This is a genomic window from Roseburia sp. 1XD42-34, from assembly GCF_009917385.1.
Classification (GTDB): Bacteria; Bacillota; Bacilli; order Bacillales; family Amphibacillaceae; genus Virgibacillus.
Genome location: NZ_QWLJ01000011.1, coordinates 92,970 through 116,808, shown reverse-complemented (window position 1 = coordinate 116,808; position 23,839 = coordinate 92,970). Strand labels below are relative to the sequence as shown.

Annotated in this window: 16 protein-coding genes and 1 pseudogene; 8 read left to right on the top strand and 9 right to left on the bottom strand. The window is 34.3% G+C overall.

From position 1 onward, the window contains the following. Window positions 1-18: 18 nt before the first annotated feature. From D1839_RS08595 to D1839_RS08585, 3 genes and pseudogenes are all read left to right on the top strand, one after another. Complete coding sequence (locus tag D1839_RS08595; RefSeq protein WP_120379437.1) at window positions 19-3,048, top strand: type 2 lanthipeptide synthetase LanM family protein; 3,030 nt, start codon at window positions 19-21, stop codon at window positions 3,046-3,048. A gap of 14 nt (window positions 3,049-3,062) precedes the next feature. Then, window positions 3,063-5,153 (top strand): peptidase domain-containing ABC transporter, encoded by a 2,091-nt coding sequence (locus D1839_RS08590; RefSeq protein ID WP_120379438.1) that lies wholly within the window; start codon window positions 3,063-3,065, stop codon window positions 5,151-5,153. Between the two features lie 439 nt (window positions 5,154-5,592). Then, a pseudogene (locus D1839_RS08585) lies at window positions 5,593-5,741 on the top strand (IS110 family transposase); the annotation flags it as partial. 254 nt (window positions 5,742-5,995) lie between these two features. On the opposite strand, the gene D1839_RS08580 reads toward D1839_RS08585, so the two are convergent. From D1839_RS08580 to D1839_RS08540, 9 genes are all read right to left on the bottom strand, one after another. Beyond that, on the bottom strand, window positions 5,996-6,727 hold the full coding sequence (locus D1839_RS08580; RefSeq protein WP_120379439.1) for an ABC transporter permease: 732 nt from the start codon (window positions 6,725-6,727) through the stop codon (window positions 5,996-5,998). After that, on the bottom strand, window positions 6,724-7,572 hold the full coding sequence (locus D1839_RS08575; RefSeq protein WP_120379440.1) for an ABC transporter ATP-binding protein: 849 nt from the start codon (window positions 7,570-7,572) through the stop codon (window positions 6,724-6,726). Before D1839_RS08575 ends, D1839_RS08580 begins: the two co-directional genes overlap by 4 nt. An 11-nt stretch (window positions 7,573-7,583) precedes the next feature. Next, on the bottom strand, window positions 7,584-7,763 hold the full coding sequence (locus D1839_RS08570; RefSeq protein WP_120379441.1) for a hypothetical protein: 180 nt from the start codon (window positions 7,761-7,763) through the stop codon (window positions 7,584-7,586). A 625-nt stretch (window positions 7,764-8,388) separates the two neighbouring features. Next, on the bottom strand, window positions 8,389-8,823 hold the full coding sequence (locus D1839_RS08565) for a DUF3021 domain-containing protein (protein WP_120379442.1): 435 nt from the start codon (window positions 8,821-8,823) through the stop codon (window positions 8,389-8,391). Further along, the gene (locus D1839_RS08560) at window positions 8,813-9,277 is read right to left on the bottom strand and encodes a LytTR family DNA-binding domain-containing protein (RefSeq protein WP_120379443.1); all 465 of its coding nucleotides are present in this window, start codon (window positions 9,275-9,277) and stop codon (window positions 8,813-8,815) included. Before D1839_RS08560 ends, D1839_RS08565 begins: the two co-directional genes overlap by 11 nt. A gap of 25 nt (window positions 9,278-9,302) precedes the next feature. Then, window positions 9,303-10,049: an ABC transporter permease gene (locus D1839_RS08555; RefSeq protein ID WP_120379444.1), complete on the bottom strand. Its 747-nt coding sequence runs from the start codon at window positions 10,047-10,049 to the stop codon at window positions 9,303-9,305. Between the two features lie 23 nt (window positions 10,050-10,072). Continuing rightward, window positions 10,073-10,978: an ABC transporter ATP-binding protein gene (locus tag D1839_RS08550; RefSeq protein WP_120379445.1), complete on the bottom strand. Its 906-nt coding sequence runs from the start codon at window positions 10,976-10,978 to the stop codon at window positions 10,073-10,075. A gap of 811 nt (window positions 10,979-11,789) precedes the next feature. After that, window positions 11,790-13,862: a peptidoglycan D,D-transpeptidase FtsI family protein gene (locus tag D1839_RS08545; RefSeq protein ID WP_120379446.1), complete on the bottom strand. Its 2,073-nt coding sequence runs from the start codon at window positions 13,860-13,862 to the stop codon at window positions 11,790-11,792. A gap of 24 nt (window positions 13,863-13,886) precedes the next feature. Beyond that, window positions 13,887-15,887 carry a penicillin-binding transpeptidase domain-containing protein gene (locus D1839_RS08540; protein ID WP_158589626.1) on the bottom strand — a complete coding sequence of 667 codons (2,001 nt, stop codon included), beginning with the start codon at window positions 15,885-15,887 and terminating at the stop codon, window positions 13,887-13,889. 286 nt (window positions 15,888-16,173) lie between these two features. Between D1839_RS08540 and D1839_RS08535 the strand changes: the two genes are divergently transcribed. From D1839_RS08535 to D1839_RS08515, 5 genes are all read left to right on the top strand, one after another. Beyond that, complete coding sequence (locus D1839_RS08535) at window positions 16,174-17,976, top strand: BlaR1 family beta-lactam sensor/signal transducer (RefSeq protein ID WP_120379448.1); 1,803 nt, start codon at window positions 16,174-16,176, stop codon at window positions 17,974-17,976. 60 nt (window positions 17,977-18,036) lie between these two features. Then, a complete protein-coding gene (gene blaI, locus D1839_RS08530) occupies window positions 18,037-18,426 on the top strand; it encodes a penicillinase repressor BlaI (RefSeq protein WP_120379449.1) in 390 nt (129 codons plus the stop codon). 973 nt (window positions 18,427-19,399) lie between these two features. Next, on the top strand, window positions 19,400-20,245 hold the full coding sequence (locus D1839_RS08525; RefSeq protein ID WP_120379450.1) for an AraC family transcriptional regulator: 846 nt from the start codon (window positions 19,400-19,402) through the stop codon (window positions 20,243-20,245). Between the two features lie 1,896 nt (window positions 20,246-22,141). Further along, entirely contained in the window at window positions 22,142-22,882 is a 741-nt protein-coding gene (locus tag D1839_RS08520) for a metal ABC transporter ATP-binding protein (RefSeq protein ID WP_120379451.1), read from the top strand. After that, complete coding sequence (locus D1839_RS08515) at window positions 22,882-23,748, top strand: metal ABC transporter permease (RefSeq protein ID WP_120379452.1); 867 nt, start codon at window positions 22,882-22,884, stop codon at window positions 23,746-23,748. The genes D1839_RS08520 and D1839_RS08515 overlap by 1 nt, the downstream gene beginning before the upstream one ends. The last annotated feature ends 91 nt before the right edge of the window (window positions 23,749-23,839 follow it).

Genomic DNA, 23,839 nt, shown 5'->3' with positions numbered 1-23,839 from the left:
AAGTAAAGGGAGATTTTAATGGAAAAATTAAATTATTTTATAGAAAACTTATATAAAAGTAAAGGTATTTCAGTAAATAACATAAAAAATGCACTTAAGGAATTAAATATACCTAATTTAGAATATCTACATAAACACTATTACATTAAAAATAGATCTTTAATATCTAACCTGCCAAATAATGAAAATGATGAGTTGAATTATAATAAGTTAAAGCTAAAAAAGATAGAACCCAAGGATAATAATAAAAACCTCCTTCTTTTTACTGATTTATTTTTGGAATTATATCATCCTCGTTTCACCAAAAAATTAAATGTGCTTAAAGAATTTGTGGATATGGATTTTTGTAAAGAAGAAAAAAATTTAACAGAGCAGATCTCACATTTACTAATGTCTGTTGCTCATAGGACATTAATCTATGATATTAATAAAAAAAGAACTTTAAAGGACTTTAATAGTGATGATGAAAAAGAACAATATACGGAGTATATTGAAGAATACTTGTCAAAACAAAATGAATTTATAAAAATTCTAAAAGAAAATGATACTTTAGTTTCAATAATGAGACATAAAGTATCGTTAATATCAAACTATATAGATGAGTTTTTACGTAACCTTATCAACGATATAGAAGAAATAATAGATTATTACAACGTTAAAAATAACCAAAATAAAAATGTATATTTGTCAAATATTACAATTAATAAAGGGGATACACATAATAAAGGGAAAAGTGTTGTATCTTTTGATTTAAATGGCCAAAAAATATATTACAAACCAAGAAATGGTAGCATAGACTTATTTTATGAGAAAGTGTTGAAGCATTTCAATGAGCATTCCAATGATTACTTCCTCAAGTACCCAAGAAATATTTATAAGTTAGATTATTTTTGGTCGGAATCCATTGATTATTATGAGATCGAAAGTAAAAAAGATATATCTGACTTTTACATAGAACTTGGTATACATTTATCTTTTTTGTATGCGTTTAATGCAGTAGATTTCCATTCTGAGAATTTGATAGCTAATGGTAAATGTCCCGTCCTTATTGATTTGGAAAGCTTATTTAACGTAAAAAGTTCATTAGTTGAATTTCAAAATGCAAGTGATGTTAATCAGCACAGATTAGCTCATTCTGTAAAATCAACAGGGGTGCTTCCCTTTGTTTTTGGGAATAATAAATCTGACATAAGCGGAATAGGGAGACGTGGGGATACTCAGACCTTTATAAAAGTTCCAACTATACAAAATGAGAGAACATCTAATGTTAAAATAGTTTCAGAGTATAAAACCTTACAAGCTTCACAGAATCATCCTAAGTATAAAAATCAATACGTCAATGAATTAAATTATATCGGCCCTTTAAAAGAAGGTTTTACAATAGGTTATAAATTCATTTGTGACCATAAAAAACATATTGTTAATACTATTAAAAGTATGCGAGATGAAATAGAATTAAGGTATATTAATAAGCCAACCATTTATTATGCAAATATTTTAAACGTAAGTCATCACCCTGTTTTTTTGGAAAATAGGGCAGTAAGAGATCTACTATTAATTAAACCATTTATTGAGGAAGGCGGAAAATTATCCAAGTTAGAAGCTACTGACTTAGCAGAAGGGGATATACCTTATTTTAAATATCGTTTATCAAGCAGAGAAATAATACATAATAGTTGTATACTAAAAAATTTTTTGAAAGATATTCCTTTGGATTTTGCTATTGAAAAATTAGAAAATCTATCTACAGATGACCTATCATTTCAATTAGAATTAATCTCAAACTCGTTAGTTGATGATAAGAAAGAATTAACAGAAAAAAAGAATAAACGATTTATAAAGGATTTTTCAAATTTGTCTCTTGATAATAATTTTATTGATAGGGAAAATTATTTATATAACTTTGCATTTCTTATAGAAGAAGAAATTAGTAAACAACAAACAAAATATAATAATACATTTAGTTGGTACACTTCAGTAGTAACGGGGGATATCGGAACAAGGAAATCAAACCTTTTTGTTATGGATGGAAAGTTATACGATGGGTTATCAGGAATGGCTTTCTTATATATATCAAAGTATTCTGTAACTAAAAACAAGAAATACATTGATAAGGCTCAACTGATAATTGATGATATATTAGCATCTTATGGTTTACCTCATAAATATCCTATTGGTGCATTTGATGGTATTTCTTCGTTAGTATACGTACTGGCTTATTTTTACAAAACTACAAAAATAAATAAGTATAAGGAAAAGGCTATTGAGATAAGTATTGGGATGAAGGAAAATATTAAAAAAGACAAGACCAATGACATTATAAGCGGTGCATCTGGTGTTATGTTAGTTTTAATTAATTTGTATAACCTATCAAAGGATTCCAGAATAAAAAAATTGGTAGAAATTTGTAAAGATACCTTAATTAATAATGCTGAGCACCAAGAAGATGGAACCGTAAGTTGGAGATGTATATCTGACCAATACTTAACGGGTTTTGCTCACGGGAATTCAGGTATTTGTTATTCTTTAAACAAATACGTTGAAGATATAAATTCAAATGATGTTACGGTTAAAGAGATTATAAAACAATCAAATGAATTTGAAGAAAAACTGCGATCAGAGAATAAATGGCTTGGAGGCTCTCATGATTATGAAGATACGCCTTACGCATGGTGCCATGGATCCCCGGGAATTCTTCTAAATAGAATATCCTCAAAAATGAGTGAATTTGAAGATAATCAAAAGATAAAAAGTGAAATTTTAAAAAATGGATTTTCAAGAACCCAATGTCTGTGCCATGGGGATTTAGGAACTGCTATGATTTTAAAAGATTTTTATACTGTCTATAAGCAGCATGAAAAGTATGCTATTCCAATAAATATTATCTACAATATTATAAAAAATAAAGAAGTTAATGAGATAAAAAGTGGTTTAGGTATTAATAATATACAAACCCCAGATTTAATGATAGGGTTAGCTGGAACTGCATATGGACTTTTATATATTACGAATCATCATTTACCAAATATATTAAAATTAGAACTTTAAGAAGGGTAATCAACATGTATAATTTTAAAATTCCAATCATATTACAAAACCACCAATACGAATGTGGTTTAGCTTGCTTATCTATGCTATTTAGCTGGAAAGATAGTAAAGTAAATACTAATATGTTTGATCATAGTTATAATATAGGTAGAGACGGTATTTCTGCTCAACAACTTAAAAAGATTACTGAAAAGCATAAAGCAAGTTTTTATGCTTTTCAGGTTTCTGATATTAAGGATTTTATTATTAAAGGTAAAATTAAACAACCATTAATGTTATATTGGAAAAATAATCATTATGTAATTCTTAAAAAAATAAAAAATGATATTTTTTATATTATTGATCCAGGTACTGGAGAAAAAAGTTTTAGTGAAAAAGAATTCTACAAAAATTTTTCAAATGTAGTTTTTTTTATAAATAAGAAAGATAGAAATAAAAATATATTCTTAAAAAAAACAAGCTATTTAAAGGATCTTTTGAAGATAGTAACACCTTATAAAAAAAATATTTTTACTATTATATTTTTATCTGTATTGTTTCAAATTTTGAATTTAATATTGCCAGTACTTACTCAATATGTAGTAGATTATAATGGAGCTTTAAACAATAGTTTATTATCTAACACCCTGTTAATATTAATAATAATAGTAGGTTTAAGTGTCTTTTTATTACATATTGCAAGGACTTTTTTTGTAGTTAACTTACAGATTAGAATCAATAATTACCTGACAGATGGGACTATAAAGAAAATTTTCAAATTACCTTTCAGTTTTTTTGAAAAAAATACTTCAGGAGATTTATCAACACGAATTAATAATATAACTGTGATAAGAGAAATTCTTTCAAATGTTATGACGAGCTTGCTGTTAGACGTAGCATTGATATTTATTTTTTCCATTACTATGTTATATTATTCTCCTATTCTTACGGGTATAGTCTTTATAGCTGTTATCATTCAGTTGCTGGTTACTAAGCTGGTTATTCCCAGAATAACTCTATACACAAATCAAGAAGTCGCAAACCAAACCCTTTTTCAAACAAACTTTCTATCAGTTCTCCAATCAATAGATTATATAAAGACTTTAGGAAATAATAAACTTATTTATAATAGGACTATTAACCCTTTTCATGAACAACTAGTAAACTATAAGAAAAAAATGCTTTCTTCTGCAGTATTAGGTGGAACATCTTATACAATTTCTGTAGCCCTGCCATTACTCATAATATACTTGGGAGTCTTTCAAGTAGGTTTCGTGGGTCTTAGTATAGGAGAAACTATAGCTTTCTCTACAATAGCTGTAAGATTTTTAACTCCTTTTTCATCTATCTTTAATAGTATACAGTCTTTTAAATACGTTGAAGAAATTTTCAATAGAATTAATAAGATCCTTTTGGAAGACGATGAAAGCGAATTGTTAAATAGAAGTAAAAAAATAAGTGATTTAAAAGGAGGTATAGAATTACAGAATGTCTCATTTGGTTATGGAGAAGAAAATGTTTTAGAGAATATAAACCTTCAGATTAATTATGGGGATAAAATTTTAATAAATGGCAGAAGCGGCAAAGGTAAAACCACATTATTAAAAATAATTGCGTCTCTTCATTTTCCGACAACAGGGGAGATTTTAATTAATGGTAATAATTTAAATGAATACGATATTAGTAGTTATAGAGAGAATATAGGGATGGTAACCCAAGATGTTTCATTGCTTTCTGGTACTGTTAAGGAAAACATAAGTTTTTTTAATGAGGCATTAGATGAGGAAGTTATTATAAATAGTAGTAAAATAGCATGTATATATGATGATGTTATGAATTTTGCTATGGGATTTGATACCTTGCTTGGAGAAAATGGTACAAACTTGTCAGGAGGTCAAAAACAAAGGTTATCTATTGCAAGAGCAATATCAAGTAATTCGGATTTGTTGCTAATTGATGAAGGGACTAGTAATTTGGATGAGGTAACTGAACAAACCATAATAGATAATTTGTTCCAGTTAGATAAAACAATTATTTTTATTACCCATAGGCATAGTTATATTCCAGGAGTAAATAAAAAGGTAGATTTTACTGAGAAATCAATAAAGGTTACTGACTTTGATTAAATTAATTTTTGAATGTTTTACAAATCCTATTGTTTATTTTCATTCTTTTAACTTATAGGGTTTGACCTAAGGTTTCTAAGGAGTATGAAGGCATAAGCATCAATCCAAGTTAACCCCCTATTTCATATGAACCCTGGCATAATGGTTTGGTTTTATTATTTAAGACTAGAACAACGGAAATTTTATTGACTAATCCAACTTGATACTATCCTTTAAAAACCAATGAGTAAAAAATCCGGTGTTACAGGTAACTTCGCGATATATTCTGAAATATATAAAAATCAGCCGTCTATGAGGGATTTCTTTTTGTAGAGATAAGAAAGCATTCCTGTAATAAAGCAAAATGAGGATTGAACTAAAAACGCCCCCTTGGTATGATACGAGGTGTCCAAAGCTAAACAGCAAAAATGGACCCTTAAATGAACCAAGGAGGACTATTATGCATTATAAACAAAATGAAAAGATTTTACAACTGACAGACAAAACCTTAATTATTGGAGTCGATATCGCCAAAAATAAACCTGTTGCTCGCGCTCAGGATTTCCGTGGGGTTCAATTTGGAAAACCACTACTTTGAAAATGCGTTGGAAGGCTTTCAAACATTCCTTCATTGGATGGATGAATGGGCCATACACCAAGAGAAATCCGATTTTATTGTCGGTATGGAGCCAACGGGGCACTACTGATTGCCCCTTGGCTTATTGGCTAATGGAAAAGCAACTCAAAGTAGTCTTAGTAAATCCAGCACATGTAAAAAAATCCTAACCATTTGATTTATGTCTAACTTATTAAAGTCACTTCAAAATGGGCTTTTGACTTTACGCTGACAATATAAAAGAAAGTTAGATAGTTTTGTTCTTGATTATTTTCAAACTCAGTATTAACATAAATAATGTTAATATTACAGTTAATCCAATTCCCATAAAAGTAGAAAATAAAGGATCTTCATAATAAAATTCATTGTCAACAAAGTATAAACCAGCTCTATATCCGAAGGTAAGTGGTATCATGTATGAAAATGGAGCTGCCATTAAGATCATAGAAATAAGGGAACCTCCTATTCCAATGGAAATACTTATCACAATGTTTCTTGTTAGTTGGATGATTACAGAAAAGATTAAAGAAACACTGATGACAACAATTAGGTGTAATGTTGTGAAAGACAAGACTATTTTGTATAGATTAGAAATTTCCCCATCTATCACACTATAAAAACCCAATAGAATTACTAGATTAGAGAGAAATATTATTAACATAATGAGTAGTGATACAAGTAACTTTGAAAAAAATAATTTCATTCTCGAAATATTGTATGTTATCCAATCTAAATACGTATTATTTTTGTATTCTATATAAAATATAGATGAAATGATAATACTACTAATAATAGGAAGCAACATAAAATATTGGTTATAAAAAGTAAAGTAAAAGCCATTCTCTAGAGCCATATTTCTGTTGTTTACAATAAAATTCGCAAAATTTAATATTAAAGGAATGAGGTTTAAAATAAAAATAAATTTAATATATTTTTCACTTCTTATTTTAATTAATTCATTTTTAATTAGTTGAATCATACGGTTTTCACCTCAGTTATTCCTAGTGACATTAATTCAATATATAGATTTTCTAAATCTACATATTGAATGTCTTCCATAAAAATAGTATTATTTTGACTCATAGCTTCAAATTTTTTGCGGCTTAAAACAACTATATTTTCATTCTTATCGTTCGTTAATAAAGTTATTTCTTCCTCTTTTTGTTCATTTGATATTTCCCTAACTTTCCCAATAATGTAAGTGTCGTCTTCGTTTTCTATTTCCAATATTATTTCTCCGTTGTTTATAAAAATGATAGTATCTGTTATATGGGAAATCTCATTTAAATTATGACTGGAAATCATAACAATTCTATTTTTATTTCTTATTTCTTTTTCTACTAAATTCCGCATCTCTTTTATTCCCATAGGATCTAGACCATTAGTAGGTTCATCTAATAATAAAGTATTTGGATTTCCCATTAGTGCTTTTGCTACACCTAATCTTTGTTTCATTCCCATAGATAGGCTCTTAAATTTTTTATTTTTAACATGGAATATTCCTACAAGCTTTAATAAGCTGTCAATATTTCTTTGCCAGTCATCTAATTGAGCATAAGATGCATGTAATTTTAAATTTTCAAAACAACTTAAGTTAGGATAAAAAGCCGGATATTCTATTAGTTTTCCAACTAACGTATGATCATCATCAAGTATCTCCCCTTCATACTTTATTGCACCTAAAAGAGCTTTAAATAACGTAGTTTTTCCTGCTCCATTGGGTCCTAGTATCCCATACACTTTCCCTTTATTTAATTTAAGATTTACTTTTTTTAAAATGGATTTCCCATCAACATGATATGAAACATCTTTTATCAGTATCATGAAATTTCCTCCTAGTTACGTATAATTAAAAAAACAATAAAACTTATAATGTAAATAATAAAGAGAGTTGCAGCTAATTTAAAATTACTAAACTTAAATCCATTTTTTACAATTTCTATAATAAACAACGAAATGGATAATATAAACGTAATAATGGCTATGGTTATGAATAATTTTTCCATGAATAACATAAAAACCCCCCTTTAATTAGAATAAGGTTTGATTATGTTATAGTTTATAATATAAATATTAAAGGAATCTTAAAAATGATAATTTACTTCTTCATTTCTTTGGATTTTCAAAAGTTAAAACAAAGAATTAAACATACCTATAGAACTACAAATTAGAAATAACTCTAGATATGATTTTTCATAATCAGATCTACGGTTATTTGGATTTATTGCCAAAACCTTTTTGAATCGCTTTTGGTTAAGGCATATATTGGGTAAGAATCTTGTGAGAGGGTAAAGTTTTGATCAGGTAGAGATGTTCGTATTTCAAATGATAACGATAAAGGTCTATAACTGTGTTTATTTTCGCTATGTCAGTGATCTGTAAACAGATGGCGGTGGTTGAAGTTGGTGGTATGGCGATCCCATTTTATCTCGCATACGAGGTGCAATACTCACCTTTCAAGAATTGGAGATCCGTATGCAGCAATCAGTAAAAGGATCTACATGTCTTAATTTATATATAGACTAACAATTGGCGGGGTAAAGTGCCCCCGCTTCTTTTTTTCCTCTTTCGATAACAAGGAGCGGGCCAAACAGCTAGGAAGAGCAAGGTACTAAAACACTATTCTACCGAGAAAGAAGGTTACAAGCACCTGCTCCCCTTTTTTTCACTTTTTTTTTGCAAGGTATCGTTTAGAGATGACTCAACTCTCTTATAATAAAGCGTGTATCCAAACCAAAACAACGCATAAATAATCGTAAAGCCAATAATCGTAATTAAAACGGCTTTCCAATGGAAAGGAACCCAGTGTAGAGAAAGCGCAAAGGTAAAGTAGATAGTTAAAGATAAACTGTAGTGTACTAAGATTTTCTTTAGAGGGCTCCAACTTTCCAGCTCAAAAATAAAGGAGGCCAGACCGTAGTAAATACCAAGGGCAAGACTTGCTAACGTATAAAGCCATATTTGAAAGATAGGGAGTGTTATGTTTAATATCATCAGAATTGTTAAGAAGGTGAAGACTGCTATCGCCCCATAAGCGATTCCGTATATCATTCGGCGCAAAATTTTAGCTATCATGACGAAGTCCTCCCGACGTCAGTTTCTCTTTAACGCTTGTCACATATTTACGTGTAATATATTCTTTATTTCCTGAGGAAAAGTAAACACATAGATTTCCATTAAAGGAGAGTTCAAACCGCTGAATACGATTTACATTACCAATCACCGATTTAGAAAAACGAATGAAATGACTGTTAGCAAGCGCTTCCTCTACTTCAAACAATTTCATTTTTATTTCTAGTCGTCGTCCATTTTCCAGTGCTGCGTAAACTTTCCTTTTTTCTGAATAAATATAATCAACTGTTTCCGGATCTATAATAACTGTTTGATCCTCTTCCACGCCAAATAACCGTTTCGGCTTTTCTTTCTTAACCAAAGCAACGAGTTCCTGCAGTTCATCTGTCCACTCATTCGTTTGAATAATAATGGAAGTCTCCTCATATTGATCATCGATATCAATTTTAACCTTCATTATATTCCTCCCACTAATGAACCCATTAATGCTTTGCGCGATTTAAAAAGCTTGGATAGGCAAAGAATGCAATAATGAAACCAACCGCACCGAATGTGAGTAAAATGAGGCTAGCGATAAAGAAATCATTGTAAGCCAATGTTCCGGTCATCGTTTCTTGAAATGCGTTATGTGCCCAATATTGAGGCGTTAGTTTTCCAATCTTTTGGAAAAGCGATGGCATCGCATCCAAGGGCATCCAAAGTCCACCTAATAATGCGCCCCCTAAAGCAATGACTTGTGTAACCGCGACCCCCATGTTGCTAGTACGGATAAGTAAGGACAACGCCAGCCCAAGCCCTGTAATGCAGATAGTTAGGATAAGTGCTAACATACCAAGCAATAAAGGTTGTTCTATTGGAATATTATATACGACTTTTCCAAAAGTGAGCAATACCATAATTTGAGTAAACACAAGCAATACATATGGCAACCATTTTCCAAACAGATAAGCGTATGGAGACAGGGGTGTACTTGCAAGCCGTGCTACCATTCCTTTATCACGGTCGTCAATAAACGAAAACCCCATCGAGATCATTATGAAAAACACAAACATCACTACATAACCTGGTACAATGGATATAATTACATACTCTTTATCGGCTCCTTCTGTTCCGGAAGTAAAAATAGAAATAAATAAAACAGTAAAAATGATTGGCAACAGAAATGTCCAAAAGTAAAGTCCTTTATCCTGTGCATTTTTCATCAGTTCCATTTGCAAAATAGATCTCATACTTAGTTCCTCCTTTTATTGTTTTAAGCACGAAGCTCCGTCCCAGTAAGCTTGAAAAATATATCCTCTAACGTTGGATAGATCAGCTCAAATTGCTTTAACGCCAGCTTTTTTTCTCTACATATGCCCAGCAGTTCTTCCATTGTCCGCATAGGATGAGCTGTTGTTAGCTTATAGCCATTTTTATATGGTTGTATATGATCTGATAATTGATGGAGGTCTTTAAGCAAACTTTCGCTATTTGGACAGGCGAAAAATATTGCAGGTACAGCGTGTTTTTCGATTAAACGATGGATAGTGTCATGTTCAATTAATTTTCCTTGGTCAATAAATGCGACTTCATCGCAAATTTTATTTACTTCCTCTATATAGTGACTAGAATAAATAATGGTACGGTTTTCTTCCTTCATTTGCTTAATCATGTCTAAAATATAATGTCTTGATTGTGGATCAATGCCGACTGTTGGCTCATCCATAATAATGAATTGTGGCTCATGCATTAGGGCACATCCTATATTTAAACGGCGTTTCATACCGCCTGAAAAAGTTTTCACCTTATCTTTTTTTCTCTCACTCAACCCGACATAGCGCAGTACTTTCTCGGCTTGCTTTTGTAACGCTTTGCCACGTAATTGATATATCCTGCCAAAGAAATATAAGTTTTGGATGGCGGAGACATTTTCTTCTAAACAAATATCTTGAGGAACATATCCAATGGTTCGTTTCTGATCAGTATTGGATGTACCTGTGAAGATAATCTTACCTTCGTATGCTTGAACAATATGAACAATAATTTTCAGAAGCGTTGATTTCCCTGCTCCATTAGGACCAACTAAGCCTAAGCAAGCGCCCTTGTTAAGCTTCAGGGAAATATCGTTTAAAGCCGTCGTTTTTCCGTATTTTTTACTAACATTGTTTATTACTAACATCACGAACACCACCTTTATTAGATGGCTTCATCATAAAATAAACGATCTGGTAAGAAGGGAAATCCTACGTAACATTACTCTTTTTATGTTCAAGATGCAGTAATCGGTGTTCCACGATTGAAAACTCCCTAAAGGAGCACATAAGTTGTCAGTTCACCGTACATTTTTCCTTTATGGATTATACCTTTTTTCTAATTATCTGCTTTTTCAGATGATTCATTTCTAGTAAGGCCCCACTTAATGGTTCTCCTTTTATTTTTACCTACCGTTCAGATAAAAATATTGCCATAAAAAACAGCTGCCAGAACCTAAAAGCCTAACAAACCAAAAACATAATATTTGGGATAACAGTCTTTTGATAAAAGAAGGAGATTTGTCCATAAGATGTTGGAAAGACAGAGGGTTATTATCAAATTATCTGTTAAGTACGGGGGGATAATATTCTGTATTATATTAATTGTTGTTTTAAAATAGGTTCTGGTGTGAGTGATGTACGGGTAACACTGTTTAACATCTGATAAATTTCACCTTTGTTCTTTAAGTTATTATTTGATTATCATCAGGTCGTTATATTCAAAATCCTCGGTTACTGTCCCCTAACGAATCTCTATATACTTTGTTAAATTTCCTTTCATTTGTAAGGTTATTTTTTAAAACGCATTAATTAGGTTTTGACGGAGTTAATATTTCGGGACTTTTGGAATGGGGTGCCTATTTTCGAGAATATTAGTCTTCGATGTTTAATAGGCTTTATGAGAGAGATGACAAAAGGTATATCCTCCACCTCTCTCCTATCATCCTTAAGCTCTTTTTACTCTCCTTTAGATTGACGATTCCCCCTGTTTTCTTTCAGGTTAAAGTAAGCATCCATCATTCGTTCCCCTATTTTCAAGTTAATATTTTCTGCTTTTCCAGTGTGAGGAACGACAACAGCGAAGGCAACCTCAGGGTTGTTTTTAGGCGCATAGCCAATGAGAGATAGGTTTTCTGTGTAATCTCCGTTAAAGGTATTTTCTGCTGTGCCCGTTTTTCCTATAGCATCATAGTTTTTATCGTTAAATGCAGTATAAGCGGTACCGCCTGGTTCCTGAAAAGCGCGTCGGAAGCCTTCCTGTACTCGCTTTATATATTCCTGTTTCATCTCCACGCGGTTTAATACAGTTGTATGAGCACTCCTAAATATAGGCCCGATTTCCCTAGATGAAGGCTTTGGAGTGCGAACTTCCTTTAAAAAATGCGGACGTACTCTATAGCCATCGTTGGCAATCGTAGACACATATTGAGCGAGCTGCAAGACTGTATATGTATCATATTGTCCAATCGCAAAATCCATAAGATTACCCGCGGCTGGATTTGCGCCCTTATACCCTGTGCTTTCATTCGGAAAATCAATAGCTGTTGTAATCCCTAATCCAAATTGGTGGAAATAATTGCGCATTTGTTGAAAAGACTCCGGATCAAATGAGACAGGCTGATTATATTGATAATTATATTCCCCGCCCATTCTTAAGGCGGTATAAAACATGTATACATTCGAGGATCGCTTTAAAGCATCAAGGTCATTTAGCCAACCTAATGCTGAATCGGTATAGGAACTTTTTTCAGGTGTTCCTTTAATTTTCATGGGAATATCATAAAGCCTCTCACCAGGTTGAATAACCCCTGATTGAAGACCTGCTAAAACGGTAGCCCCTTTCACTACGGAGCCTGGAATATGCTGATTATAGATGGCCTTATGGGCGGCATGGTAGAATTTCCTCCTTTCCTGGTCATAACGTTGTCCGGAAACAGCCAATAAATCTCCTGTTTTTGGTTTGATAACCACCGCTAAGGCATCCTGCATATATCTATTTTCATATGGATACTTGTTTATTACAGCCTTCATTTCTTCACGTAGAATAGTATCTACTTTTTGTTGTAATTCCATATCAATTGTCAGAACCAAATCCTTCCCTCGCTGTCCGTCTACTGCAACATTTTGGGTCACTATCTCACCATGTTTATTTGTTTCATATACCATTTGTTCTTTTCGACCTTGAAGCAGATCTTCATACTGTTTTTCCAGCCCGCTCGTGCCAACGCGGTCATTACGACTATATCCAAGGGTTAGATAATATTCTAATTGATCTAAAGGTAGTCCTTCTTTATGTGATGAAATATTACCGAATAGACTTTGGATTGATTCACCATATGGGTAAGCACGATTCCAATCCGTTGTTGCATTAATTCCTGGTAGATCAGTTAAATTTTCTGCAATGCTTGCATATTCTTTTTTGGTCACCCCTTCATTTTTAATGATATGGGGAGTGAATTCAGTTGCCTTATCCAATTGTTTTTTAATAGCAATAATTTCTTTTTCTTTAACAGTAAGCTGATTCATTTCCTCTTTTTTAATTAAATCCAGCAGAGCATGATAGGCTTCTCCGTTATTTAAGTTAGTTCTCTTTTGCTCAGGCAATCTTCCCTCCACCTTCTTTTTATGCAGCAAATACACATATTCTTGTAAATCCCTTTCTGTCAATAGATTGTCTAAGTAAGTTTGCGGTTTCTTTCTTTTTGGCACCATGGTGATTCGTTTGGAAAGCTTCTTAGCAAGCTCCAGACGATCTTCCGCTTGAATCCCTTTGGGAGGTGTGTATGTGATAGCATATACAGGTTCATTATCGACAACTATTTGATAGTTGCGGTCGTACATTTTTCCTCTGGGAGTTGAGATTTTAGCTGTTTCTTGGATTGTTTGCTCAATTTTATCTTGAAACTTCTCTCCATGTAAAATTTGTACGATTCCTAATTGAAGGATAAGTATCGCAAACAGGATGAAAATAAACAGAAAGACGATATTGACGCGAAAGGAAATTTGCTCTCTTTTTTTCTTTTTAGTCATATGATTTCTTCCCTTTTTCCATAATTATTTGATAGAATGGAATATTTTTCCGGATTTCGATACGACATATCCACTTCCCCCACGCTCTTTTACGTCTTCAACCATCATGGTTAATAACAGCTTAGCTTGTTCCGTATCATAGCCAACAAACCAGCCATTTTCCGTTCCATCCTTGTCCTCCTTCGTTGCTTTGATTTCCGCCGTTCCCGATTTGCCCGCAATGGTCATACCAGGAATATAAGCGCCGCGCGCAGTACCATTTGGATCTTCCACTACTTGGATAAGGTAGTTAGTAATTTCATTGGCTATTTCTGGAGAAACTATTTTCTTTCTCCAGATTTTTCGTTTTTCGTCCTTGAGCAAGTGAGCATGTAGCATATCACCATTATTGATAAAGGGTGTATAAACTAAAGCTAAGTGCAGAGGACTCATCATCACTTCTCCTTGACCATAGGCTGAATCGGCTAAGTGAATTTCATTTTTTATCCCTTTATTTGAGAGAATGGAAGGTTTGATTGTAATAGGAGTAGGCAGTTTTTCCTCAAATCCAAACCGCTTTATTTCTTGTGTATAAGTTTCCAGTCCAATATCCAATGCCTCTTGAGCAAAGTAAATATTATCCGAATAAACAAAAGCATCGCGTAATGTTACCTTAGGCTTTGCGCTAACTCTTGTAACATAGTAATCTCCCCATGATTCATCCTTTGACCAATTTAGATCGTCTATATATCTGACTTTATTTGGATCCGTTATTCCGGTTTTTAATCCAACTGCAGCTGTTAGAGTTTTAAACACAGAGCCAGGTGCATACAGATTGGTAAAGCGATTTAATAACGGCTTCTTGGGATCCTTACTCCACTTTGTCCATTGCTCGTCTGAGAGACCTGTTACAAAAGCGTTGGGGTCATAGGAAGGAGAACTGACTAAGGATAGAATCTCACCCGTTTTTGGTTCAATAGCTGCAGCAGTTCCTGCATCCCCATCAAGCTGCTGATAAATACTATCCTGAAGTGCTGCATCAATCGTTAATTGAATGTCCTCTCCCGGAACGGCATCTACTTTGGCAAGTGTCTGTTTTAAGCTTCCATCAGCATGCTTGATAAAGATGTGTACACCGTTCTTTCCTTTCAAACGATCTTCAAAGACGCTTTCTAAACCAGCTTGACCGATTATATCGCTGGCAGAATAACCTTTTCCTTTTCGTTTCGCAAGTTGTTCAGCAGTAATTTCACGGACATAACCAGTTAAATGTGCTGCACCAGGACCAAAAGGATAGAATCTCACTGTTTTCTCCTGAGCCTTGACTCCGGGTATTACCAAATAGGCATCCAAATTTTTTTCGCTAACAGGGAGCGTAGCTAGTGGAACAAATGAATTTGGCTTTACCCAGCTAGCATTTAATATCTGATTCATCTCTTTTTTTTCGATATCTAAAAGCTTTTGCAACTTACTCTTTGCCTGATCTGATTCAAGTTTCTCTGGGACGACGCCGATCACATTGGTTTCTGCATTAATGGCTAATCCGCTCCCATTTTTGTCCCTAATTTCTCCTCTAGAAGCATCTAAGTGTTGGACAGATATCTGATCTCCTTCTTCCATAGAGGGGAAAATAAGTGAAGGATCCCACGCAACGCCCCAATCCTTGGGTGCTTTATCTGTTTCCTTTACAATGGTTATATCGTTATCAAATTCAATAGGACCAGCTAAGGTGTCCATTTTTAGACGGTATCTAAAAGCTTTCGCCTCAGACTCATCATCCGCTTGTTCGTCTTTTATTGCTTCTACCTTCAAGGCTTTAGCTTCTATACCCTGATAAATTTTCTTATACCGATTAACAAACTGCTCTTTTGACACTTTTTCTTTTGTTGCTTGAGACAGGTACTGATACATTTTTTCAAAATCCATCTGCTTCCAGCTGGCTAAATATGCTTGATATATATCTTCGGGGTCTTCCGATTTGAAGCAGCCCGAAGTACCTAAAAGAAGTAAACTAATCAAGACTACGCGAAGCCATATTCGTTTCACCGCTATCATCTCCTAACCTAGATTAAAAAAGTAAGTAGTAATTAAAATTCAATTGACTACAAGTGTAATCCTACAAGGCATGCGAAATTACTAAAAAATCCAGTAACTCTTTGTTGACTACAATCGTAATTTTATACTACAATTGTAGTCAAGTGAAGTCAACAAAAAATAAAGATCCAAAATATGGAGCTTCTTACACTATAGGAAAATCTAAAAGTTATATAGATTTTTAATCATTATTGTCGAAACCCTCATTCAACCAAAAAATTAACATGGAGGGGAATTCATGTTCTTTACGCTATTTATTACGGGATTGCTTGTTTCTTCCTTTACAATTGCTATTCTTTTACTGATTAAGAAAGTATTCCAAAATCATTTATCAGCTAAATGGCATTATAATCTATGGTTTCTCTTGCTATTTGCGTTGACACTTCCTTTTATGCCAACAAATTTAATATCGGAATCTTACTTTACGCCATTGCATACTTTTCAAGGTAACGAGCCGCATGAAAGCAATAGATCAAATAGTGGCACTGAACAAGCGCTGGATAAAAGCGATCATACTATGTGGATGCAGGATTTTGCAACCAACGTAAATCGCCCTGATCTAGATCATTTTAATATAGTTATTGCGAGCATCTGGCTTATAGGGATAGTAGCGCTCTTTATGCTTTACATTCATTCATGGTGGAAGCTCAGAAGCATAAAGCGTTCAGCTATGGCGATAGAAGATAAAGACGTGCTAGATTTATTTAGTGAATGTAAAAGGAGACTGCGTATATCCAAAAAGATAAGGCTGTTACAAGCTCCACAGAATGCATCACCGATGACCTTTGGCTTATTCACGACATATGTGGTTCTTCCAAGCGGCTTTCAGCAATGGCTTTCCAAAGAAGAGATTAAATATATTTTACTTCATGAACTTACTCATTATAAGCATAAAGACACATTCACGAATTATCTGCTGATTTTTTACCAAATCATCTACTGGTTTAATCCGTTTATATGGATTGCTTTTCGAGCAATGCGTCTTGATAGAGAAATGGCGTGTGATACAGCTGTATTAAATAGGTTGGACAAACATGACCACGCATCTTATGGGAAAACGCTACTTTATTTTATTCACTCGTCCTCTACCTTCAAGCCTATTTCAATAGCTAATCAGCTGAACGGTTCAAAGTCGCAAATAAAAAAGCGGATTATGGAAATTGTTGCTTATCAACCAGAGCAGAGGAGAAAAAGGTATGTAAGCATCGGCGTTTTTATTCTAATGTTCATGGTTGTTTTTAGCCAAATTCCATTTGTATCAGCTATGACGTCTAAGCAGGATCGCTATGAATTCCACCATAACCAGGTTAGCTATGAAGACTTAAGCGAATACTTTCACGATTATGAGGGCAGCTTTGTCTTATATGATAGAAATGCGGATGCTTATACCATTTACAATCAGGATCAGAGTACATTAAGGGTATCGCCTAACTCGACATATAAGATTTTTAGTGCATTATTAGGTTTAGAAACAAATGCAATAACTGCTGATCATTCCACCATGAAATGGAATGGTACTTCATATCCTTATCAGACTTGGAACCAAGATCAAACTCTTTCATCTGCTATGGCATCTTCGGTAACATGGTATTTTCAGAAGATAGATCAGATGGTGCAGGAGGATAAGATCGAAGCATACTTAAAGCAAATTAACTACGGAAATCGCGATATTTCAGGAGGCTTAGCAGGATATTGGCTCGAATCCTCTCTACGAATATCTCCTGTAGAGCAGGTGCAATTGCTATATGATTTTTACACAAACAAATTCCAGTTTAAAGAAAGAAATATCCAAGCAGTAAAAGAGGCGATCCAATTAGAAAAAGCAAATGGCTCTGTCCTCTCAGGTAAAACAGGGACAGGTAGCGTGAATGAGAAAAATACAAACGGCTGGTTTATTGGCTATGTAGAGGCAAAGGGGAATACGTACTTTTTTGCCACCAATATTCACCAAGACGATCATGCTTCTGGACGCGAAGCAACGGATATAACGCTATCGATTTTAAAGGATAAACACATCTATATCCAAGACGAGAATTTTTAACTAACCGATGGAGACATTCTAAAGCGTAGCTCTCAGGAATTAATAGGGAGGAAAATAGTAATGACAAAGCATGTACCAAAAATATCGGAAGCTGAGTGGGAAGTCATGGAATCGTTATGGAAACGATCCCCACAGCCACAAACGGCTAATGAAGTATATAAAGCTTTACAGGGACATACGGACTGGAGTCCTAAAACAGTGCGGACACTCTTAGATCGACTTGTTCAAAAAGAGGTGGTTGATGTAAATCGGGATACAAAAGTTTATACGTTTTTCCCTTTGTATTCACAGGATGAATGTCAGCGAACGGAAGCGAAATCTTTTATTCAGCGCATTTATGGAGGCGCATTTAAATCACTCCTCGTTCAGTTTATGGAGGAAGAAACCTTATCGGATGAAGAAATTAACGAACTACGCTCTGTTTTGGATAAGAAAGCAAAAGATAAATAGTAGGCAAAACAAGCAGGGGAGTGTGAAGTCCTGCTTGTTTTTTGGTTCTCGTAAATTTGGTTATACCAGCTGATATTTTCCAAATGTTAGCATATTCCCTGTATTTCCCTTTTTGATAATCTAATTTAATGTTAGGTCTGTTTTCTTTTGCTAACAAGTTCCTCCAGTTGGCTAACTTCCTCTCTCTCTCTCTATTTATTAACTACACTAGATAATGAAACAACCTTTTTTTAGAAGATAAGAAAGCTTAAAAATTTTGGCTTATGAGTACGGTATAACGGAATAGCCACGTCCGGCTTAAGCGCCCATCAACTAGGCGACTTCACGAAATCGCCCTACGATAAGTCATCATTGGTTCGTATCCTCACCGTGATTCCTAAAACTTTAGTTGTTTCGCTCCAGTCGCTACGTTGCTAAACGGGCACTTGCGCCTTTGTTCCGTTTTTCTAAATGAAAAATCGAAAATCGCTGGCATTTAAATTCTACTCTCATTCTTCAGTTGGTGATTGGGTCTTTTATTGACCGCTGTAGTCGCAAATGGATGATGATCTTTTCACAATGGGCAAGGGGAGTAATTTTTCTAATTCCACTTTTTGCATTTTTACGGAGACACTTTCACCTTGGCATATATACTTTGTGACATTGTTGTCGGGTTAATTACTCCGCTGTATGTTCCAGCAAAATCAAGCAATCATTATACTTCCCTATTTCAAGTTTATAGATAGTTAACGGTTTCCCAGACTGTGGATTACACTACATAGCTACTGGTAATAACACTAGCTACGCAATCAATTGCATGTGTCTTACTGTGTCCAGAACTTTTACCCTGGCGGAGTTAATAATACGTCTAAGTAAAAGTTTAGTTGCAGTTATGGTTTAGAAGAGAAGAATTAGCCGACTATTTTAGGCAGAAAAAGTCGTACACGAATATCTCATTTCGATTAAAATATAAGTATGAAAGGAGACAGAGTATATGGACTGGCTGGAGAGAATGAATAACGTACTAGATTACATTGAAGAGAACCTTGAACAAGAAGTAAGCTATAAAAAAATGGCACAAGTGGGCTGCTGCTCAGAATATCATCTTTCCCGGATGTTTTCCGCTATTGCTGGTATATCCCTCTCAGAATATATTCGACGCAGGCGTTTAACCCTTGCTGGATTTGAAATTCAAAAAAGTGATATTCGAATAATGGATGCAGCGATAAAATATGGATATGATTCTGTTGATTCATTCTCCCGTGCTTTCAAGAAGACACATGGATTACCCCCCTCAGCTGCTCGTGCAAAGGGGATATCCTTAAAAGCCTTTCCTAAAATCTCATTTCAAATATCCATCAAGGGAGATACTGAAATGGAATACCGAATCGAACAGTTAGATTTTGAAATAAAGATTGTTGGAAAAAGTAAATTTGTAAAAACGAGCAAAGCGTTTAAAATGATACCTACACTGTGGAATACTGCCAAAAAAGACGGCTTTATGCAAGAGCTTATCGATATGTCCTGGGAAAATCCAAAATGTACCCTTGAAAGTCTGTTAGGTGTTTGTGGAAAAGAAGCAGCTATTACCGATGATGAATTCGCATATTTTATGGGGGTGCGATATGATGACGATGCACCAAGTGATATGGAAACATTGATTATCCCGCCAGCCACTTGGGCTGTTTTTCCTAATATTGTGGAGGCTTGGAAAAGGTTATACTCGGAATGGATTCCAACTTCCGGTTATGAACTAGCTAATTTACCGTGTATGGAATGTTATTATCCTCCAAAGCATAAGCCAAGGCATGAGCTGTGGGTGCCAATTAATGCTAAATAGAGTTTATGGTGAAAAGAGAATTTCCTGTAATATGGAAACTCTTTTTTTAAGATTCGTTGTAGGAAAAATCATTGCACTTTCAACGGACTTCTTACGTTCTAGTCAAAATATCGCTGATACTCCTACAAGGTGCGCCTAAGCAGTATTGGATGTCCAAGTGAGTTAGGATCCCAACACAGGACCAGAACGTTGCTAACCCATTATTGCGCCCGCATAATGTTGGGATTTGCCATGCCCGCTTTAAGCATCTCCATTTTCGTGGCGCTAGCTTGAATCGTTTTTCTAATGTTTGATAATTGCTTAAATCGCTGAACGGAATTGTGATAGCCATTTTTTCCTCTATTCTGGGTGAACCTCACTTTAAAAGGTGGTAAAAAAGTTAGTAGCAAATGGGGGAGTCGAAGTGATTCTAATAAACATAGTAAGGATTTACTTGGGAAGGCGGGCGTGATTCGCTCGCTTTTGCGTTGGCGACTTTAAGATATTTATTCCAACGCTAAACTTTCAGAACCGCAAAGCTTATGTCACGGCAGAACTAAACTTAAAGAAAAACGTGCGGGCTCTAGGACTCTTCAGAGAAAATAGCAAGCTGTAATATATACTCTTTTCCAACCTTGTACTGGTATAAATCATAGTAATATCAATTGTTATCAGCTAGTTGTCTTTCTTATAAGTTAAGAAAATATAAAATTAGTGGCTTATGTATAACAAAATAACTGAATAAGCCATGTCCGGCTTAAGCACCCAGCAACGATGCGACTTTAGAAATGCGCCCTCCGATAAGTCATCATCCGTTATATCGCTAAGAGGAAGGCCGACTAATATACGGGCTTGCCGCCCGACATCGGCATACCCCTGGTTTTAGAGGCATGATTCCTAAAACTTTAGTTGCTTCTTCAATGACAACTGTCATGTAAATAGTCCTTTTTGGATAGAAATAAGCAGTCCAATTCTAACCAGCATAACCAACTTAACTTCTTCTTACAAAATTTCTTCATCAATAATTAATCTTCTCATTTTTCTATCTGTTACCTTTTTGTAACCATATGGTACTCATCCATAAAAAGTGCTCCCATTCTCTAAAGTAAGAACTGCTTACGTACAAAACGTATCCTATTTCTTATAATGGTTTACTTTTATAAAATTGTATACTATAATTTAATTTGCATGAACGCAAAATAATGATAATAATAAAAAACTTTTAATGCATAAAACTATTTTTCCTTTAGCTATAAAATGCACTTGACCAAATAGGAATGGACAAAATATTAAAAACTTACTTTTAAGATGCTTTTATTAACCATTATCGGTTGCCAAGGTATAAAAGCAAAAATGATAAAAATAGCGCTATGCTTACCAATCGTTGAAATTTCAAGCTAGAAAGCATGTAAATAATGTAAAATCTTTTCCTTATGTCAAGAATACGAAAAAAATTTCTACGTCCTAGAAGTACTCGACTGTTGAAAATCCTCTGCAAAACAAAGGGACAGAAAATTAAAATTTATTTACACAAACATAAACTTACTTAATTAGGAGGGATGGTTTTCTTTAACTAGTTTAATAATTAAAAGTTTAAAATGAAAAGTTTTTTAAACAGGTAAGATAGAAGCCTTATATAAGCGAAGAAGGGTGAACAGAAAATGCAGTATGCATGTCAACCTTTTTCAAGCTCTTATTTTTTATCCCGTATCAAGATGCTGCCAGCCTCCCGCTTCAAGACTTGAAAGCTGTTCTGCAACGAGTCCGGTGGAGAAAGCAGCGTCTAAAGCCAATTCATCTAACCATCAGCTGGGGACAAAAGAAATCCCACTGATTACAGGTTTATTTTAATAAGCTTTGCTTTGAATTTAGTAGTTTAAATAATTTTTAACTTCAGATGTGAGGAGGAGAATCGCTATGCAACAAATTAACGTAAAGAAACTCAGTGTTTCTTATTATGGAAAACAAGTTATTTCAAATGTAAGCTTCTCATTTGAAAGTGGGAAACTTATTGGCATTATTGGACCAAACGGTGCTGGAAAGTCTACCATGATGAAAGCGATGCTTGGGCTAATACCACGCGATAGTGGCGAAGTGATGATAGAGGACCAACCATTACAAACCATTCAAAAGAAAATTGCCTACGTTCCCCAACGATCAAATATAGACTGGGATTTCCCTATTATTGTTAAAGATACCGTGTTACTAGGCACATTTCCCAAATTAGGTTTATTCCGCCGTCCTAAAAAGCACGATCGTAATTGGGCGATGGAATGCCTAAAGAAAGTGGGAATGGAGAAGTATGCAAAGAACCAAATTGGCGAACTATCTGGAGGACAACAGCAACGAGTTTTTTTGGCGCGTGCTTTAGCGCAAAAAGCAGAGTATTTCTTTTTAGATGAACCATTTGTTGGTATTGATGTAGCGAGTGAAGAAGTTATTATTCGTATACTAAAAGATTTGCGCAATGAAGGAAAGACAGTATTTGTAGTTCATCATGATTTATCCAAAGTAAAGAGTTATTTTGATGATCTCGTTTTAATTAATAAAGAAATTATAAGCTCTGGACCCGTAGAATATGTATTCAAGCCAAAATTAATGCAAAAAGCTTATAATTATTCACTTAACATGATGGAAAGTGTAGGAGGTGAAGTGTAATGGAATTTATCCAGGATATGATGAACTACGAATTTTTACAAAAAGCACTAATTACATCGATTGTAGTAGGAATTATTTGTGGAGTCATAGGAAGCTTCATTGTACTTCGCGGTATGGCTCTAATGGGGGATGCAGTTTCCCATGCAGTGCTTCCAGGAGTAGCAATTTCCTATATGTTAGGAATCAATTATTTTTATGGGGCGGTTTTAACAGGAATACTTTCAGCTATAGGAATTGGAATAATTAGTCAAAATAGCCGTGTGAAAAATGATTCTTCTATTGGAATTGTTTTTTCCGCAGCCTTCGCTTTTGGGATTATTTTAATAACATTAGCTCAAAGCGCTACGGATTTAACACAAATTTTATTTGGAAATGTATTGTCGGTACGCTCATCAGATATGTGGTTAACCATTATTGTGGGTGTTGTTGTCCTTCTTTCAGTATTGTTGTTTTATAAAGAGTTTCTTGTGTCCAGTTTTGACGAAACAATGGCTGCTGCGTACGGACTAAAAGTAAGAATGATTCATTATGCCATCATGGTTTTATTAACTCTTGTGACTGTGGCTTCATTACAGACAGTTGGCGTAATCCTAGTCATATCTATGTTAATCACTCCGGCTGCAACAGCCTATTTATTAACAAATCGGATGTCAGTAATGATTTTTATGGCTGCTTTTTTCGGAGCTTTATCAGCCATTATTGGACTATATTTTAGTTTCACTTATAATTTACCATCTGGTCCGGTAATCGCACTTGCAACCACAGCAATGTTTTTGGTGGCATTTCTCTTCTCCCCAAAACAAGGTGTGCTTTTGCGTACACTAAGAATTAATAAAAGAAAGGACATATTTACGGATCCCGTTTAAAGAAGCGGTCCCAATTATCAATCGATAAAAAAGCTTCAATAAGACAACCAAAGTTTGAAACGAGTGCTTTAGCTGTAGGTTAACTTAGAAA

Coding starts and splice junctions, on each gene's coding strand:
- D1839_RS08525 (WP_120379450.1), top strand. CDS start 19,400: ATGGACTGGCTGGAGAGAATGAATAACGTACTAGATTACATTGAAGAG.
- D1839_RS08545 (WP_120379446.1), bottom strand. CDS start 13,862: ATGACTAAAAAGAAAAAAAGAGAGCAAATTTCCTTTCGCGTCAATATC.
- D1839_RS08535 (WP_120379448.1), top strand. CDS start 16,174: ATGTTCTTTACGCTATTTATTACGGGATTGCTTGTTTCTTCCTTTACA.
- D1839_RS08560 (WP_120379443.1), bottom strand. CDS start 9,277: ATGAAGGTTAAAATTGATATCGATGATCAATATGAGGAGACTTCCATT.
- D1839_RS08570 (WP_120379441.1), bottom strand. CDS start 7,763: ATGTTATTCATGGAAAAATTATTCATAACCATAGCCATTATTACGTTT.
- D1839_RS08550 (WP_120379445.1), bottom strand. CDS start 10,978: ATGTTAGTAATAAACAATGTTAGTAAAAAATACGGAAAAACGACGGCT.
- D1839_RS08520 (WP_120379451.1), top strand. CDS start 22,142: ATGCAACAAATTAACGTAAAGAAACTCAGTGTTTCTTATTATGGAAAA.
- D1839_RS08565 (WP_120379442.1), bottom strand. CDS start 8,823: ATGATAGCTAAAATTTTGCGCCGAATGATATACGGAATCGCTTATGGG.
- D1839_RS08590 (WP_120379438.1), top strand. CDS start 3,063: ATGTATAATTTTAAAATTCCAATCATATTACAAAACCACCAATACGAA.
- blaI (WP_120379449.1), top strand. CDS start 18,037: ATGACAAAGCATGTACCAAAAATATCGGAAGCTGAGTGGGAAGTCATG.
- D1839_RS08580 (WP_120379439.1), bottom strand. CDS start 6,727: ATGATTCAACTAATTAAAAATGAATTAATTAAAATAAGAAGTGAAAAA.
- D1839_RS08575 (WP_120379440.1), bottom strand. CDS start 7,572: ATGATACTGATAAAAGATGTTTCATATCATGTTGATGGGAAATCCATT.
- D1839_RS08555 (WP_120379444.1), bottom strand. CDS start 10,049: ATGAGATCTATTTTGCAAATGGAACTGATGAAAAATGCACAGGATAAA.
- D1839_RS08515 (WP_120379452.1), top strand. CDS start 22,882: ATGGAATTTATCCAGGATATGATGAACTACGAATTTTTACAAAAAGCA.
- D1839_RS08595 (WP_120379437.1), top strand. CDS start 19: ATGGAAAAATTAAATTATTTTATAGAAAACTTATATAAAAGTAAAGGT.